Source organism: Thioclava sediminum (assembly GCF_002020355.1).
Classification (GTDB): Bacteria; Pseudomonadota; Alphaproteobacteria; order Rhodobacterales; family Rhodobacteraceae; genus Thioclava; species Thioclava sediminum.
The window spans coordinates 1-16494 of sequence record NZ_MPZV01000002.1 but is presented as its reverse complement, the minus strand read 5'-3'; the positions used below and the strand labels follow the sequence as shown (position 1 = coordinate 16494).

14 protein-coding genes and 1 tRNA gene are annotated in these 16494 nt (G+C 65.2%); 11 read left to right on the top strand and 4 right to left on the bottom strand.

Annotated elements, in window-relative coordinates; genetic code table 11:
* Positions 1-32 precede the first annotated feature (32 nt).
* Genes BMI91_RS20130 through BMI91_RS07300 form a run of 3 tightly spaced genes read right to left on the bottom strand, consistent with a single transcriptional unit; the run spans position 33 to position 2268 of the window.
* On the bottom strand, positions 33-197 hold the full coding sequence (locus BMI91_RS20130; protein ID WP_167376014.1) for a hypothetical protein: 165 nt from the start codon (positions 195-197) through the stop codon (positions 33-35).
* A complete protein-coding gene (locus BMI91_RS07305) occupies positions 194-1312 on the bottom strand; it encodes a YeeE/YedE family protein (protein ID WP_078605088.1) in 1119 nt (372 codons plus the stop codon). Before BMI91_RS07305 ends, BMI91_RS20130 begins: the two co-directional genes overlap by 4 nt.
* Before the next feature lie 14 nt (positions 1313-1326).
* Positions 1327-2268 carry a sulfurtransferase gene (locus BMI91_RS07300; RefSeq protein ID WP_078604503.1) on the bottom strand — a complete coding sequence of 314 codons (942 nt, stop codon included), beginning with the start codon at positions 2266-2268 and terminating at the stop codon, positions 1327-1329.
* Between the two features lie 305 nt (positions 2269-2573).
* On the opposite strand from BMI91_RS07300, the gene BMI91_RS07295 reads away from it, so the two are divergent.
* The 11 genes from BMI91_RS07295 to BMI91_RS20335 all read left to right on the top strand — a co-directional run bounded on the left by BMI91_RS07295 (position 2574) and on the right by BMI91_RS20335 (position 16141).
* A complete protein-coding gene (locus tag BMI91_RS07295) occupies positions 2574-4247 on the top strand; it encodes an FGGY-family carbohydrate kinase (RefSeq protein ID WP_208607967.1) in 1674 nt (557 codons plus the stop codon).
* 134 nt (positions 4248-4381) lie between these two features.
* Positions 4382-5116 (top strand): DeoR/GlpR family DNA-binding transcription regulator, encoded by a 735-nt coding sequence (locus tag BMI91_RS07290; RefSeq protein ID WP_078604501.1) that lies wholly within the window; start codon positions 4382-4384, stop codon positions 5114-5116.
* 132 nt (positions 5117-5248) lie between these two features.
* Positions 5249-6304, top strand: a complete 1056-nt coding sequence (locus tag BMI91_RS07285; protein ID WP_078604500.1) for an autoinducer 2 ABC transporter substrate-binding protein — start codon at positions 5249-5251, stop codon at positions 6302-6304.
* A 76-nt stretch (positions 6305-6380) separates the two neighbouring features.
* Positions 6381-7895 (top strand): sugar ABC transporter ATP-binding protein, encoded by a 1515-nt coding sequence (locus tag BMI91_RS07280; protein WP_078604499.1) that lies wholly within the window; start codon positions 6381-6383, stop codon positions 7893-7895.
* Positions 7892-8869: an ABC transporter permease gene (locus BMI91_RS07275; protein ID WP_078604498.1), complete on the top strand. Its 978-nt coding sequence runs from the start codon at positions 7892-7894 to the stop codon at positions 8867-8869. Before BMI91_RS07280 ends, BMI91_RS07275 begins: the two co-directional genes overlap by 4 nt.
* A gap of 16 nt (positions 8870-8885) precedes the next feature.
* On the top strand, positions 8886-9908 hold the full coding sequence (locus tag BMI91_RS07270; protein ID WP_078549734.1) for an ABC transporter permease: 1023 nt from the start codon (positions 8886-8888) through the stop codon (positions 9906-9908).
* A 1-nt stretch (position 9909) separates the two neighbouring features.
* Positions 9910-11004, top strand: a complete 1095-nt coding sequence (locus BMI91_RS07265; protein ID WP_078604497.1) for a DUF4432 family protein — start codon at positions 9910-9912, stop codon at positions 11002-11004.
* A complete protein-coding gene (gene rbsK, locus BMI91_RS07260; RefSeq protein ID WP_078604496.1) occupies positions 10997-11929 on the top strand; it encodes a ribokinase in 933 nt (310 codons plus the stop codon). Before BMI91_RS07265 ends, rbsK begins: the two co-directional genes overlap by 8 nt.
* A gap of 104 nt (positions 11930-12033) precedes the next feature.
* Positions 12034-13041, top strand: a complete 1008-nt coding sequence (deoC, locus tag BMI91_RS07255; protein WP_078570184.1) for a deoxyribose-phosphate aldolase — start codon at positions 12034-12036, stop codon at positions 13039-13041.
* An 11-nt stretch (positions 13042-13052) separates the two neighbouring features.
* Entirely contained in the window at positions 13053-15413 is a 2361-nt protein-coding gene (locus BMI91_RS07250; RefSeq protein WP_208607966.1) for an aldehyde dehydrogenase family protein, read from the top strand.
* Positions 15414-15529: 116 nt separating this feature from the next.
* Complete coding sequence (locus BMI91_RS20335) at positions 15530-16141, top strand: GNAT family N-acetyltransferase (RefSeq protein WP_078604495.1); 612 nt, start codon at positions 15530-15532, stop codon at positions 16139-16141.
* 278 nt (positions 16142-16419) lie between these two features.
* On the opposite strand, the gene BMI91_RS07240 is transcribed toward BMI91_RS20335, so the two are convergent.
* Positions 16420-16494: transfer RNA gene (locus BMI91_RS07240), tRNA-Glu, on the bottom strand.

Sequence of the window (16494 nt, the reverse complement as noted above, 5' to 3'; positions counted from 1 at the left end):
CCGGTGTCCCAGATCGCAAGGATTTTGGGAGATCAGTTCGGCAAGGCTCCGCAGAACCCGCCGCTTGCGACCTGACCGGATCCGAAGGCGAAGGCCGGAGGGGCTTGGTAGGGATTGAGCGGCGCTCCGATTAGATCGGCGCCGATCAGAAGAAGCAGGGCCGCGAGGGCGGTGAAGGCAGTCGCTTTCCGGGTCATGCGCGTGCCTCCAGTCCAAGGCGGGGCCGTAGCCAGATGCCCAGATAGGCGCCCGCGAAGGCTGCCGCGAACCATACCCAGCCATGAAGGCTGCCGGTCGAGATCCCCGAGAAGAACGCGCCCACGTTGCAGCCGAAGGCCAGTCGCGAGGAATAGCCCAGCAGGAAGCCTGCAATGATCGTCGCGGCCCAGGCGCGGGCCGGATAGCTCGGCAATTTCTGCGACAGCCCGCCCTGACGCCAAGCGGCGACCCCGAACGCGCCCGCGATCAGGCCGATATCGGTGAGCGAGGTGTAGTCGGTCAGCAGGCTCTCCTTCACACGGGTGATCGAGCCGGGGGCTGCGTAGAAGGCCGATTGCGTCAGGTCGAAGCCCATTCCGTTCACGCCCTTGGCGACCCAGAGGCCCAGCCCGTAGACCACGCCCCAAGGCTGCCCTGCGACCAGCAGGTTCGCGATGGCGAGCGCTGCGAGGACGAGGGCCGCGATGATGTAGCGCCGCGGCAGGCTTCGCGAGCCGCGCTTGCCGAGGAAGAAGACCGTGGCCGCGACCAGCCCGAGAAGAACCAGCGTCACGGCAAGTCCGCTCGTGCCACGCAGGGTCAGGATCGGCAGCGCGCCGAGATTGGTCCACCAGATCAGCCCGTAAGCGCCGAAGAAGCTGCCGATGGCGAAGAACGGCAGCGCGAGCAGCCCGATCGGGTTGCCCGAGCCTGCGTTCACAAGCGTGCCCGAGCCGCAGCCCATCACGACCTGCATCGCCGCACCGAAGACAAACGCGCCGCCGACCATCGCGAAGCCGATCGGGGCCTGCGCGCCGGTCAGCTCGCCCGGATGGCTCGAGATCGCCGGGATCGCGACGATGGACACCAGCGCGATCGCCAGAAGCTGCGCGAGGATGCCCGCAGGCTCACGCCGCACGATCATCGCGCGCCAAGGGCCCGCAAAGCCGAAGCGCAGCCCTTCCAGCGCGATACCGAAGCCCAGCCCGATCGCCAGCATGAAGCCGTAGCGCGCGCCGCCGAACAGCGCGAGGGCCGCGACCGCTGCAAGGGCTGCGAGGATCAAAGCACTGCGCCGGGCGATTCCGCCCGACGCTGCCTGCCGTTCAAGAATGGCAGTGTTCATCATCAGCCTCCGGTGAGCTGGTTGAGCAGGTTGCGCAACAGGCCGGGCGTGTTCGCCATCTCACCGTCGGTCTTGGAATATTCCACCATCGAACCGGGGTAGAGCTTCACGTTCTCGATGCCTGCGAGCTCGGACATGGCGAACCAGTCGGTCGCCGCCCAGTGCCCGGTATTGCAGAAGGACACGACCTCTTCGCCGTCCTTGATGCCCAGCTGCTCTTTCAGAGCGGCCGCATCGGTTTTCGCGTCGATGACCGTCGCGCCGGAGCGGAAGAACTTGGTGTAGGGCAGGTTCTCGGCGCCGGGCAGGGTGCCGGGACGCGAAGCGGCGGAGTGCGCTTTCTTGCCCTCATAGAAGGCGGGCGGACGCGCATCGACGAGCACGGCTTTGCCCTTGCCGTTGACGAGATCGCTCACTGCGGGCGTCTCCGCCGTCCAGCGGTCGTTCCACGTCAGATCGAGATCGGTGGGCATCAGGTTCTCGGTCACGTCCGACATCGGCAGGCCAGCGTTGGCCCAGGCGGTCGTGCCACCATTGAGGATCGACAGCTCGGTGAAGCCGGTGCTTTTCAGCGTCCAATAGACGCGCGCGGCGGCGCCGAAGTCAGTATCGGTATCGCCCTGCGCGATGATCACGATGGGGCGGTCGGGCTCGAGGCCGATCTGCTCGAAGGACGCCTGCAGCTTCGTGATCGGCGGCACTTGGCCGGGATTGTTATCCGGGCCGCGGAACAGCGAATAGGGCGCATAGACGGCTCCGTCGATATGGCCTTTTTCATAGCTGCCGGTGCGGATGTCGAGCAGCACCGGATCGACCGTGTCGATCTCGGCGTTCAGTTCGCTCGGGGTGACGAGCGGGCCGAGGTCGCTGGCCATCGCGGCACTGGCGGCGAAGAGAGCAGCGCCGGTCGCGGCGGCTGCGGAAATACGTGCGAGACGGGTCATGGGAAACCTCGCTGGTTAGGGATTTTGTCCCAAATTGTTCAGGATTTTTGCGATGGCAAGCTTAAGCGGTTCACTGCTTCTATTGCGCGGAAGGAAAATATTCCGGTATCGGCGTGGTTCGCGAGATTTGCGTCCCGTTCCGGAGGGCAGGTTGGACGCGCGGTCTGTCGCGGTGCTGAAGGGCGCGACCGCGTTTTTATTCGCAGCGGCACGTCTTTCGGCCTCGATATCGGGGTTCCGGCGGCGCGGCTGCTCTGTGTTGCGAGAATCGCCTGCCGCGCCCCCGGGTTGGCAGTCCCCGCCCGATGTCGTTAAGGATTGGGCAAGATGCGCGTCTGGGGAGGATCAACGTGAGCAAGTTATTCGTCGGTGTCGATGTCGGAACCGGTTCGGCGCGCGCCGGGATTTTCGATCGGGAGGGCACGCTTCTCGGCGTCGGCAAGCACCCGTTGGAGATGTGGCAGGACGATCATGGCCATGTCGAGCAGTCGAGCGCCCAGATCTGGCAGGCGGTTTGCGATGCGGTGAAAGGGGCGTTGGCGGCCTCGGGGGCCGACCCGCTCGATGTCGCGGGGATCGGGTTCGACGCGACCTGTTCGCTCGCCGTGATCGGCCCGGAGGGCGGGCTGCCCGTGGGCGATCCTGATGCGCCCGAGCGCGACGTCATCGTCTGGATGGATCACCGCGCCCGCGATCAGGCAGCGCGGATCAATGCGGGCGATCATGATGTGCTGCGCTATGTGGGCGGCCGGATTTCGCCGGAGATGCAGACGCCGAAACTGATGTGGCTGCGCGAGGAGCGCCCCTACATCTACGCGCAGGCCGTGCAATTCTTCGATCTCGCCGATTTCCTGACATGGAAGGCGAGCGGCGCGCTGGAGCGCTCCGCCTGCACGGTCACCTGCAAATGGACCTATCTCGCCCATGAGGGCCGCTGGGATCCGGACTATTTCCACGCGATCGGCCTTGGCGATCTGGCGGAGGACGGTTTCGCGCGGATCGGCGCGCGTATCGTCGATCCGGGCACGCCGCTTGGGGCAGGGCTGACCGAGGCAGCCGCCGCGCAGATGGGCCTGACGCCCGGAACGCCGGTCGCCGCCGGGCTGATCGACGCCCATGCTGGCGGGATCGGCACCGTGGCGGCGCAGGGCGGGTCGGGCGATCCGGCGCACTGTCTGGGCTATGTGTTCGGTACCTCGTCTTGCACAATGACTTCGACGCGCGAACCTGCCTTCGTGCCCGGTGTCTGGGGGCCGTATTTCTCGGCGATGATCCCGGGGATGTGGCTCAATGAGGGTGGCCAATCGGGCGCCGGGGCGGCGATCGCGCAGCTCGTGCAATTGCATCCGGCAGCAGCGGAGGCGCGCGAACGGGCTAAGGCCGCCGGCAAATCCGTGCCGGAATTCCTCGCCGATCTCGCGCTCGAGACGGCGGGTTCACCTTCTGAAGTCGCGACGCTTGCCGATGGGCTTCACGTCGTGCCGGAGTTCTTGGGCAACCGCGCGCCCTTCGCCGATCCCGATGCGCGCGCGGTGATCGTGGGGCAGGGGATGGAAACCGGGCTGGACTCGCTCGTGGCGCTTTATGTCGCGGGGGTGTGCGGGCTGGCCTATGGGCTGCGCCAGATCATCGAGGTGCAGGCCGAACATGGTGCGCCGATTTCGGAGATTTCGATCTCGGGCGGGGCGGGGGCGCATCCCGTCACCCGTCAGATCATCGCGGATGCGACCGGGCGCGACGTCGTGGTCACGCGCTGCGAGGAACCGGTGCTGCTGGGGGCTGCGATGCTCGGCGCGGTCGCGGCGGAGGGGTTCGACGACCTGCAGGCCGCGATGGGCGCGATGTCGCAGGTCGCGACCCGGTTTGCACCCGCAGGCGGCGCGGTGGAGCGTTTGCACGCGGCGCGGTTCGAGGCGTTCCTGACGCTGCAATCGACTGCGCGTTCGGTGCGCGAGAGCATGGCCAAGGCGGCCGAGTGACGGGGCTCGCTGACAAGGTGTGACGCTGCGGCGCAGTGCGGATTGGAACGCAGCGCTTGCTTTCGCAGGTCCGGTTTCGGACACTCTGCGGATTATAGAATGCGTTTCGAAACCCAAATCTTGAAAGCCAAATCGTGACCAGACCCAGCCGCCAACAAGAGCGGATCGACCAGATAACCGCCTTGCTCGATGTCTCGCCCGCCCTGCGTTTGCGCGACCTGTCCGAGCAGATGGGCGTGACCGAGATGACCCTGCGGCGCGACGCGGCGCAGCCCGAAGCGGGGTTTGCCTGCCGGGGCGGCTATATCGTCACCACACGTACGACCGAGCATTACGACTTCGACGCGCAGATGAACCGCGCCATCGACGCCAAGCGCGCGGCGGCGGGTCATGCGCTTGAACTCGTCCCCGAGGGCGCGGTCGTGTTCCTCGATACCGGCACCACGCTGCCCCATCTCGCGCGGCTTCTGGCGCAGGGCAAAGCGCGGCGAATCATCACCCATTGTCTGACCACGGCGGAGATCCTGCAGGGGCGCAGCAGCGTCCCGGTCGAGTTTCTGGGCGGCGAAATCAAGTCGAGTACGCGCTCGTGTCATGCGGGAAATCCGCACGACCGATTGGCGCCTTTGAACATCGATGTAGCGTTCCTGTCCGCGGGCGGGCTCGATTCCGATGGGGCGCTGAGCTGTTCGCACGAGTACGAAGTCCCCTTGAAACGTGCGGCGATAGAGCTTTCAAAACAGTGTTTTGTCGTCATGGATGCCAGCAAGATCGGCCAGCGCAAGCCGGTCGTTTTCGCGTCTCTCGACGAGGTTTCGGGCGTCGTCACCGAGGCCGGACTTCTCGCTGCAGCGCAGCTTAAGATGTAGTTGACACTTCCCTTCATCCCCTAGATGGTCCCGAGTTATGTTGCGATCGTAACATTACTTGGAGGGCCGGTTTCGGCATGCGCCTGAACCGGGAAACGCGGACGAGGAGGTCCGCTTGAAGGGAGAATTATCATGAAGCTCGGATTCATTCCGGCCGCTGCATTCGCGGTCGCCATGGCCACCCCGGCACTGGCGCAGCAGGTCGTCGACACGAGCAATGTCGACAAGGAAATGCTCAGCTCCGACAAGACCTACCACATCGCGACCGTTGTGAAGGTCGACGGCATCGCGTGGTTCGACCGGATGCGTGACGGCGTGAAGCAGTTCGGCGACGACACCGGCAGCGACACCTGGATGGTCGGCCCCTCGCAGGCGGATGCGGCAGCGCAGGTGCAGCTGATCGAGAACCTGATCGCGCAGGGCGTGGACGCCATCGCCGTCGTGCCGTTCTCGGTGGAAGCGGTCGAGCCGGTGCTCAAGAAGGCTCGTGATCGCGGCATCGTCGTGGTGAGCCACGAAGCCTCGAACATCAAGAATGTCGATTACGACATCGAAGCCTTCGACAACAAAGCCTATGGCGCGGAGCTGATGGACCACCTCGCCAAGCAGATGGGTGAGAAGGGCAAATATGTCGCCACCGTCGGCTCGCTGACCTCGAAGTCGCAAAACGAGTGGATCGACGGCGCGATCGAGCGTCAGAAGGAAGCCTATCCGGACATGTCGCTCGCGACGGATCGTCTGGAGACCTATGACGACGCGAACACCGACTACAACAAGCTGAAAGAGGCGCTGACCGCGCATCCCGACATCACCGGTGTCGTGGGTGGTCCGATGCCGACCTCGGCAGGCGCCGGTCGTCTGATCGCGGAAGGCGGTCTGCAGGGCAAGCTGCACTTCGCGGGCACCGGTCTTCCGTCGGTCGCGGGTCAGTACATCTCGCAGGGCGATATCAGCTACATCCAGTTCTGGGATCCGGCGGTTGCTGGCTACGCGATGAACATGATCGCACTGGCCGAGCTGAAAGCACGTGATGCGGGCAAGGACCATGCCGATATCAAGGCGGGCACTAACCTCGGTCTCGAAGGCTATACCGATCTCAAGGAAGCCGATAGCGCGGACGCGAAAGTGCTCTACGGGGCCGGCTGGGTCGGCGTGACCAAGGACAACATGGATCAATACGACTTCTGATCCCTGACGGTTCTCAAGCTCGGGTGGCGCGCGCGATCGCGCCACCCGTTGCCGACCTGCCTGCGAGGAGACCCCCATGGCCACCGCTCCCCTGATCGAGCTGCGCAACATCTCGAAGCGCTTCGGCGGCGTGCGCGCGCTCGATGACGTGTCGCTGACGCTCGACGCCGCCCGCATCCACTGCCTCGCCGGCGAGAACGGCTCGGGCAAATCCACCCTCATCAAGATCGTCTCGGGCGTCTATCAGCCCGACGAGGGCGAGATCCTGATCGACGGCAAACCGGTCGGCAAGCTCGACCCCGCGACCTCGATCGCCCATGGCGTGCAGGTCATCTACCAGGATTTCTCACTGTTCCCGACACTGACCGTGGTCGAGAACCTCGCGCTCAATACTTTCCTGCGCGAAGGCAAGACCCGGATCGACTGGACCCGGGCCCGCAAGATGGCGCGCGACGTGCTGGCGCGGCTCGATGTGACGCTCGATCTCGATGCGACCGTCGAGACCCTTCCCGCCGCCGGCCGCCAGATCGTGGCGATTGCCCGCGCGATGCTCGCCGATGCGCGGCTCATTATCATGGACGAACCCACGACGACGCTCACGGGGCGCGAAGTCGAACGCCTCTTCCGCATCGTGCGGGATTTGCAGGCCGACGGCATCGCCACGCTGTTCGTCAGTCACAAGATGCGCGAGATGCTGGAAATCTCCGAGCGTCTCACCGTCTTCCGCAATGGCAAGAAGGTCACCGAAGGCCCGATCTCGGATTATGACGAACGCTCGATCACCCGCGCGATGACCGGGCGCGACCTGCATCAGGGGCATTTCATTGCCCCCGATGTCAGCGGGCGCGAACCGCGGCTGGAGCTGCGCAACGTGACCGTCGGCGACAAGGCGCAGGGCATCAACCTGACGCTGATGCCGGGCGAGATCGTCGGCATGTCCGGCCTGATAGGTGCAGGCCGCAAGGCCATCGCACAGGCGATCTTCGGTCTGCGCAGCGATATGAGCGGCGAGATGCTGGTCGACGGCAAGCCCGTGATGCCGAAGAACGTCCCCGAAGCGATCGCGGCTGGCATCGCCTATGTGCCCGAGGATCGCCTGTCGGAAGGGTTGTTCCTGACCCGCTCGATCCGCGACAATGCGATCGTCTCCTCGCTGAGCCGCTTCGCGCCGCATCTGTGGCTCGATGCCGAGAAGGCGGGGGAGGAGACCCATAAGATGTTCGGCGAGATGGCGATTTCCGCGCCGGGGATCGACGTGCCGGTGGGCACGCTCTCGGGCGGGAACGCGCAACGCGTGATGATCGGGCGCTGGCTGATGACCGATGCGCGCGTGCTGATCCTGAACGGCCCGACCGTGGGCGTCGATGTCGGCTCGAAAGAGCAGATCCACGGCATCATTCAGGACCTGACCCGCAACAACGATCTGGCGGTTCTGATGATCTCGGACGACTTGCCGGAGCTGGCCGCGAACTGCAACCGCGTGCTGTGCATGACCGAGGGCCGCATCACCGGAGAACTCGCGGGCGACGCGCTGACCGAAGAGGCGCTCGACGCGGCGCTGTCCAATGAAAAACAAGGAGAGCCCGCATGAGATTCCTGCGCAGCTCCGACGCGATCATTCTGGCGATCCTTGCGGTCGCGATGATCTTCATCGGGTTGGTGAACCCGGCCTTCTGGCAAATGTCCAACCTGTTCAGCCTGCTCAAGGAAAACGTCGTCATCGGCATCATGGCCTTGGGCGTGCTGCTGGTGATGATCTCGGGCGGGATCGACGTGTCTTTCACCGCCTTCGCGGTCGCGGGGATGTATCTCGTGGTCCGCTCGATGGTGGCGCTCGACTATAACGGGCTGGTGCTGCCCTTCGCCTCAACAATCATAATCGGCGGGCTTCTGGGCCTGATGAATGCGGGCATCATCCACAAGTTCAAGATGATCCCGCTGATCGTGACACTCGGCACGGCCTCGGTCGTGCGCGGGCTGGTGTTGGGCCTCGTCGGCACCTCGAACGTGAACATCAACAAGATGCCCGAGGCGCTGGTGAATTTCGGCAAGACAGATCTATTCGTGCTCGAACGCGCGAACGGCTCGACCTACGGGCTGACCGCGATGATCGTGATCTATCTGGGTCTCGCCGTCGCGCTGCATCTGGTGCTGAAACACACGATGATCGGGCGCTCGGTTTATGCCTATGGCGCGGACCCGGAGGCGGCGAAGCGCGTGGGCTTCTCGACCGGCCGCACGATGATCTTCGTCTATGTCACGGCGGGCGCGCTGGCGGGTTTTGCGGGGCTATTGCACAGCTCGATGATCTGGCTCGCCAATCCGCGCGACTTCGTGGGGCTGGAGCTCGACGTGATCGCGGCGGTGGTGCTGGGCGGCGCGTCGATCTTCGGCGGGCGCGGCACGGTGCTTGGCACGGTGCTGGGCGTGTTCATCCTCGTGATGATCCAGAATTCGCTGATCCTGATGGGGATCGACACGACATGGCAGCGGGTCGTCGTGGGCGCGATGCTGGTTGCGGCTGTGACCGTGACGGCGCTGCGCGACCGCAGGGCTTTGGTGTGAGGCAGGGGAGATGATGATGAGCGAGACCAAGACCAACGCCACCTCCCGGCCCGGCCTGCGCGGCTGGCTCAAGGGCGAGGCGGCACAGACCAACGTCATGCTGGCCGTATCCTGTGTGCTGGTGCTGATCGCGATGACGGCGCTGCGGCCTTCGATGTTCCTGTCGTCTTACAACTTCGAGTCGATGGCCTTCTTCATGCCGGAACTCGGCATCCTGTCGATCGCGATGATGATCGCGATGCTGACCGGGGGGATCGACCTGTCCATCGTGGGCGTCGCGAACCTTGCGGGCATCACGGCCGGCACGCTCTTCGGGGCGATGGCGGGCGATGGCGGCTCGGGCGCATTGGGCCTCGGCCCGGTGACGCTGGGCGTGAGCGCGGCCCTGATCGTGGGGCTGCTGGCGGGGCTGCTGAACGGCTTCCTGATTTCGGTGCTGAAGATTACGCCGATCCTTGCGACGCTGGGTACCGGCCAGGTCTTCATCGGGATGTGCCTCGTGCTGACGGGAGGGCCTGCGATCGTCGGCTTCCCGCCGGGGTGGAACGCGATCGGCAACGGCAAACTGGTGGGCATCCCGGTGCCGCTGGTGATCTTCGTGCTGGTCTGCATCGCACTGTCGCTGCTGCTCGCGCGGACCTCCTTCGGGCTGCGGCTCAAGCTGATCGGGACCAACCCGAAAGCGGCGGTCTATGCGGGGGTGAAGCGCGGCCAGATGATCCTCTATTCCTACATGCTGACGGGGATGCTGGCCGCGATGGCGGGTATCCTGCTGTCGGCGCGGACCAACGCGGCGAAGTCGGATTACGGCGCGTCTTACCTGCTGCAGGCGGTGCTGATCGCGGTGCTGGGGGGGACCAACCCGGCAGGCGGTCGCGGCAATGTGCTGGGCGTGGCCCTTGCGCTGATCTCGCTGACGCTGTTGTCCTCGGGCTTCCAGATGATGCGGGTCTCGAACCACCTGATCGATTTCGTCTGGGGCGCCTTCCTGATCGGGGTGATCGCCCTCAATTCCTGGCGTCGCCGGAAAGGAGCGTAAGATGAGCGTGATCATTCCTCTCCCGCGTGAGCGGTTCGGGCTGGCCCCGAGCGTGCTCGCCAAGACCGACAGTTTCACCGTCACCGGCTGGCGCACCGCGCTTGGCATCGAGATGGTGGGCGTGGAGACCCCGCGCGGCCGGGTCGAGATGCTGCCCTACATGGGCCAGATGCTCTGGGACGCGATGTTCGACGGCGTGCGCCTGACGATGGACAGCGCCTTTGCCGAGCCGCGCCCGGCGCAGGTGATCGTCGAAACCTATGGCTGTCTCGCCTATCACTCTGGCTTGCTGCGCAACGGTTGCCCCGGTCCGCAGGATGACCATCCGCTGCATGGCGAGATGGCCTGTGCCACGATGGACGCCGCCCATCTGGAGATCGGCGAAGACGGGCAGGGGGCGTTCGTGCGCCTTGGCGGTCATGTCGATTACATCCGTGGCTTCGGCCCGCATTACCGCGCGATGCCCTCGATCACGGTGCGGGAAACCACTCAGATCGAGATGGCGATGGCGGTCGAGAACCGCTCCGCCCTGCCGATGGACCTGATGTATATGTGCCATGTGAACTTCGCCTTCGTCAAAGACGGGCGCATCCATCAGGCGGCCCCCTTCACGCCCGAGCGTACCCGCGTCCGCCGCGACGTGCCCGCCCATGTTCAGCCGACGCGGGCCTATACCGATTTCATTGAACGGCTGGCGGAAGCGCCCGAAGACAGCGCCACGCTGGACGCGCCCGAGAAGTGGAACCCCGAACAGGTTCTCTATATCGAGCGGCCCGCAGCCGATGCGTCGGGCGAGAGCCACGCGCTTCTGGAGCGGCCCGCGGGCGACGGGTTCTCGATGAGCTGGCGGCCCGATCAGTTCGACCACCTCGCGCGCTGGATCCTGAACGGCGAGGATGCCTCGGTCGCGGCCTTCGCGCTGCCGTCCACCTGCGAGCCCGAGGGTTACACGGCGGAGAAGGCGAAGGGCAATCTCCGCAGCCTCCCAGCCGGAGAGACCGCGCATTTCGCGACCCGCTTCGGCTATACTGACAAGGCCGAGACTACCGCGCTCGCCAAGACGATTTCCGACCTGACGGAGAAAGAGAATGCCTGAGAAGATAGCCGTCGTCGGCTCGAACATGATGGATCTGGTGACCTATATCGACCGGATGCCGGGACGCGGCGAGACGCTCGAAGCCCCCGATTTCGCGATGGGGTTCGGGGGCAAGGGCGCGAACCAGGCGGTTGCCGCGGCGCGTCTGGGCTCGGATGTGGCGATGGTCACCTGCGTGGGCGATGACGGGTTCGGCCCGCAGGTCCGCGCCAATCTGGAGAAAAACGGGATCGACACGACCCATGTGCGCACCGTCGAAGGCTCGGCCTCGGGCGTGGCGCCGATCTTCGTCGAGCGTGATGGCGAGAACGCGATCCTGATCGTGAAAGGGGCCAATGCGGCGCTGGCACCGGCCGATGTCGATGCGGCGGCCGAGACGTTGCGCGCAGCCTCTGCGATCCTGATGCAGCTCGAGGTCGATCTGGAAACCGTCTATCACACTGTGGCCTTCGGGGCGCGCGAAGGGGTGACGACGATCCTGAACCCCGCGCCTGCGCATCCCGATCTGGATATCGCGCGGCTCGATGGGCTCGACTGGTTCTGCCCGAACGAGAGCGAACTGGCGATGCTTTCGGGGCTGCCCACCGGCACTGATGACGAGGTGATCGCCGCCGCGCGCAGCCTGATCGAACGCGGCATCCACAACGTCGTGGTGACGCTTGGCGGGCGCGGCGCGCGCCGGATCACCGCGGACACCGTCGAAGAGATCGCCCCGGTCTCGGTCAGCCCGGTCGATACCACCGGCGCGGGCGACGCTTTCATCGGCAGTTTCGCGCATTTCCTTGGCCAAGGGGTGGAGCCCACCGCGGCGCTGACCCGTGCCGCGCGCTATGCCGCATTGTCGATCACCCGTCGCGGCACGCAAACAAGCTACGCGACGCCCGCCGAATTCGACGACTTTCTTTCCGAGCATGGGCTCGGCTGACTTATGCTGATCTTGTCCCGATCGCGCACGCCCGGGAATTACTCCGGACGTGGCGGCGAGGCTGTGACGAGTCCCGATTTAGGAGACACGCAATGAAGACCGAAATGAAAACCGAGACGCGTGCGGAAGGGGCTTTGGTGCCCACCGCCGCGGCCGCAGGGGAGCATGCGCGCAACCCCGGCATGGCGCTCGATGTGGGGATGTTCGAGGGCCACCGCGTCAACCGCGCCGCCGCCGAGCGCCGCTGCGCGACGCTCACCACCCGGCGCAGCGTGAAGAAGGCGCATCAGGCGGCGTGGCTGGTCAACGCGGTGCGCTGCGTCGATCTGACGACGCTTGCGGGCGACGATACCGAGGGCCGGGTGAAACGGCTTTGCGCGAAGGCGCGCAAGCCCTTGGCCTCGCATATCGAGGCGGGGCTGGGCCTGAGCGCGGGCGAGCTGACCGTGGGCGCGGTCTGCGTCTATCCGACGATGGTGCCCCATGCCGTCAAGGCGTTGGAAGGGTCGAATATCCCCGTGGCCTCGGTCGCGACAGGCTTTCCGGCAGGTCTGATGCCGCTGCATCTGCGGCTCGAGGAAATCCGCTGGGCGGTGGCGCAGGGCGCGGCCGAGATCGACATCGTGATCAACCGCGAACTGGCGCTGACCCGGAACTGGCAGGGCCTGCATGACGAGATCGCGGCGATGCGCGAGGCCTGCGGCGACGCCCATATGAAGGCGATCCTGGCGACTGGCGAGCTGGAGACGCTCAACAACGTCTATTCCGCCTCGATGGTGGCGATGCAGGCGGGGGCCGATTTCATCAAGACCTCGACCGGCAAGGAAAGCGTCAACGCCACGCTGCCCGTCAGCCTGACCATGCTGCGCGCGCTGCGCGATTACGGGATGGCGACCGGCCACCGCATCGGCTTCAAACCCGCGGGCGGGATGAAGCAGGCGAAAGAGGCGCTGGCCTGGCAGATCCTTATGAAAGAAGAGCTGGGCCGCGACTGGCTCAACCCCGACCTGTTCCGCTTCGGTGCAAGCTCGATGCTGGGCGATATCGAGCGCCAGCTGGAGCACTACGTCACCGGCCGTTACGCCGATAGCAGCCGTCACGCGCTGGCCTGAGGAGAGACAAAATGAGCATTCAGAACATCCTCGAAACCATGGAGTACGGCGTGGCCCCCGAAGACGACAGCCAGGCGCGCAAATGGCTCGCCAAGCATGAGGGCGGCTTCGGCCATTTCATCGACGGCGCGATGACCAAGCCGGGCGATCTGTTCGAGGTCCGCGATCCGGCAAGCGACACGGTGCTGGCGCGCGTCACGCAAGGCACAGCGTCGGACGTGGATGCCGCCGTCTCCGCCGCGCGCAAGGCGCAAAGCGGTTGGGCGAAGCTGTCGGGCCATCAGCGTGCGAAGCATCTTTACGCTTTGGCTCGCCACATCCAGCAGCACTCGCGCCTTCTGGCGGTGCTGGAGACCCTCGACAGCGGCAAGCCGATCCGCGAGAGCCGCGACATCGACATCCCGCTGGTCGCGCGCCACTTCTATCACCATGCGGGCTGGGCGGAGATCTTGGAGGACGAGCTGCCGGGTCACACCGCGCAGGGCGTTTGCGGCCAGATCATCCCATGGAATTTCCCGCTTTTGATGCTGTCGTGGAAGGTCGCGCCCGCGCTGGCGGCGGGCAATACGGTGGTGCTGAAGCCCGCCGAATACACGTCGCTGACCGCGCTGGCCTTCGCCGAGATCGCACAGGAATGCGGCATCCCGAAAGGCGTGATCAACATCGTCACCGGCGACGGCGAGACCGGCGCTGCCATCGTCGGCCATGAGGGGATCGACAAACTGGCCTTCACCGGCTCGACCGATGTGGGCCGCATTCTGCGCGAGCGCACCGCAGGGTCCGGCAAAGCGCTGACGCTGGAACTGGGCGGCAAATCCCCCTTCGTCGTCTTCGAGGATGCCGATCTGGACGCCGCCGTCGAAGGCGTGGTGGATGCGATCTGGTTCAATCAGGGACAGGTCTGCTGCGCAGGCTCGCGCATCCTCGTCGCCGAGGCCGTGGCCGAGCGGTTCGAGACGCTGCTGCGTGCCCGGATGAAGACGCTGCGCACCGGCGATCCGATGGACAAGAGCACCGATATCGGCGCGATCGTGCATCCCTCGCAGCTCGCGCGTATTCGCGAACTGGTCGAGAAGGGCGCAAGCGAGGGCGCGACGCTGACCCAAGGCTCCGCGCCTCAGGGGTGCTTCTTCCCGCCGACGCTGGTGACGGATGTCGAACCCGCAAGCGTTCTCGCGACCGAGGAAATCTTCGGCCCCGTGGTCACGCTCACCACCTTCCGCACGCCGTCCGATGCGGTCGCGCTGGCCAACAACACGCGCTACGGGCTGGCGGCCAGCATCTGGTCGGAGAACGTGAACCTGTGCCTCGACATCGCGGGGCAGGTGAAAGCCGGGATCGTCTGGATCAACTCCACGAACATCTTCGACGCGGGCGCGGGCTTTGGCGGCTATCGCGAGAGCGGCTTCGGCCGCGAGGGCGGGCGCGAAGGCATGCGTGCCTATCTGCGCAACCCGGCGGCGGCAACCGGCAAGGGTAAGGGCACGACGCCCGCCGAGCTGGAGACCGGCCCCGCAGATACGATCAAGGGCGGCGAGATCGACCGCACCGCGAAGCTCTATGTCGGCGGCAGGCAGGCGCGGCCCGATAGCGGCTACAGCTATCAGGTGAAGGGCGGCAAAGCGGTCGTGGGGCTCGCAGGGCTCGGCAACCGCAAGGATATCCGCAACGCGGTCGAGGCGGCGCATAAGGCCAAGGGCTGGGGCAAGGCCACGGGCCATAACCGGGCGCAGGTGCTCTATTACATCGGCGAGAACCTCTCGGTGCGCGGCGCGGAATTCGCCGCCCGTCTCGAAAGCTTCGGCGCCTCGCGCAAGGCCGCCGAGGCCGAGGTCGAGACGGCGGTCGCGCGCTGCTTCTGGTATGCAGCCCAGGCCGACAAGTTCGACGGCGCGGTCCATGCGACCAAGTCGGACTTCGTGACGCTGGCGATGAACGAGCCGATCGGGGTGATGGGGCTGGTGGCCCCGACCGCGCAACCACTTCTGGGGGCGATCTCGCTGGTGCTCCCCGCGATTGCGATGGGCAACCGCGTGGTGCTGGTCCCGAGCCAGACGCATCCGCTGGCCGCGACCGACCTCTATCAGGTGCTCGACACCTCCGACGTGCCGGGCGGCGTGGTCAACATCGTCACGGGCCCGCGCGACGAGTTGGCGAAGACGCTGGCCGCCCATGATGGCGTCGATGCGATGTGGTATTTCGGGAATGCCGAGGGCTGCCAGATGGTCGAGGCGCAAAGCGCCGGGAACCTCAAGCAGACCTGGGTCGAAGCCGATGACGCACGCGACTGGGGTGCCCGTGCGGGGCAAGGGCGCCTGTTCCTCGACCGCGCGACGCAGGTGAAAAACATCTGGGTGGCCTACGGCGCGTGAGGCCTCTGACAGAGCATCGAGAAAGCGGCGCCGAGAGGACAGGCCTTCTCAGTAAATGGTGCGCGTGAGAAACGTGAAGGCTCGAAGCGCAATGGTCGCTTCGAGCCCGAACTTGCATGATACGACGTTACGCGGGAAGGTCAGCTTTGGCGCTGTTGGGCTTCGATCGCGCTCATTTCAGATGCCACCGCAGGACCGCCGCAATGCTGAACTCTTCCATAGAAATTGGTGATTTCCGCATCTCAGAAGCGGATCAGCTCGGAGTCATATTCTTTGATGCCGTGCGTGAAGGAGCTAGGGAATTCTATAATTTTGAGCAGCGGCGGGCTTGGGCGTCGGGGCCGCCTTCGGGACCCAACTGGGCATCACGCCTGACCGCTCAGAGAACTGTGGTAGCGCGTTTGGTAGGCCAGCCCGTTGGCTTTATGACCTTGGACGATGATGGCTACATAGATCTTGCTTTCGTCGCGCCCGGCTACCAACGACAGGGCGTCGGTGGGTCTCTCTATGCCCGGATCGAGGCAATCGCACGAGACGGCGTGATAGCACGCCTTCACTCCCACGCGAGCTATCTTGCCCGAGGCCTTTTTGAGCAGCAGGGGTGGGACGTGGTTCGCGAGCAGAAGATCGAAAGGGCTGGCGTTACATTGACGAACTTCCTGAAGGAAAAACGCCTCCATTATCCAGTCCGGCGCACTGGCATCGCTGCGCACTCTGATGACAGCTGACCGTGAAGACCGGGCGGCGAGGTTGCGCGCTGTCATGCCTAACCGACATCCGCCGCAGACGGCTCCCGAAGATCTTGTCGGGAGCTGCTGATCGACATGGCGTCGCGCCTACAAGGCGTTCGGCCCCACGCTGCACCATCTACTGCAAAGGGTTGGCCCCCGAAACGGGCCGCTTTTTCATGCGGGATCGACGCGCGCAAAGTCGCGCTATGGCGGCAAACGCAAACACACGCGACCAAACAGCGCGTGACGAAATCGTTTTGAAATCAGGGGAGTAGTGGCAGTCCGTAGGGGAATCGAACCCCTCTTTCCAGGTTGAAAACCTGGCGTCCTAACCGATAGACGAACGGACC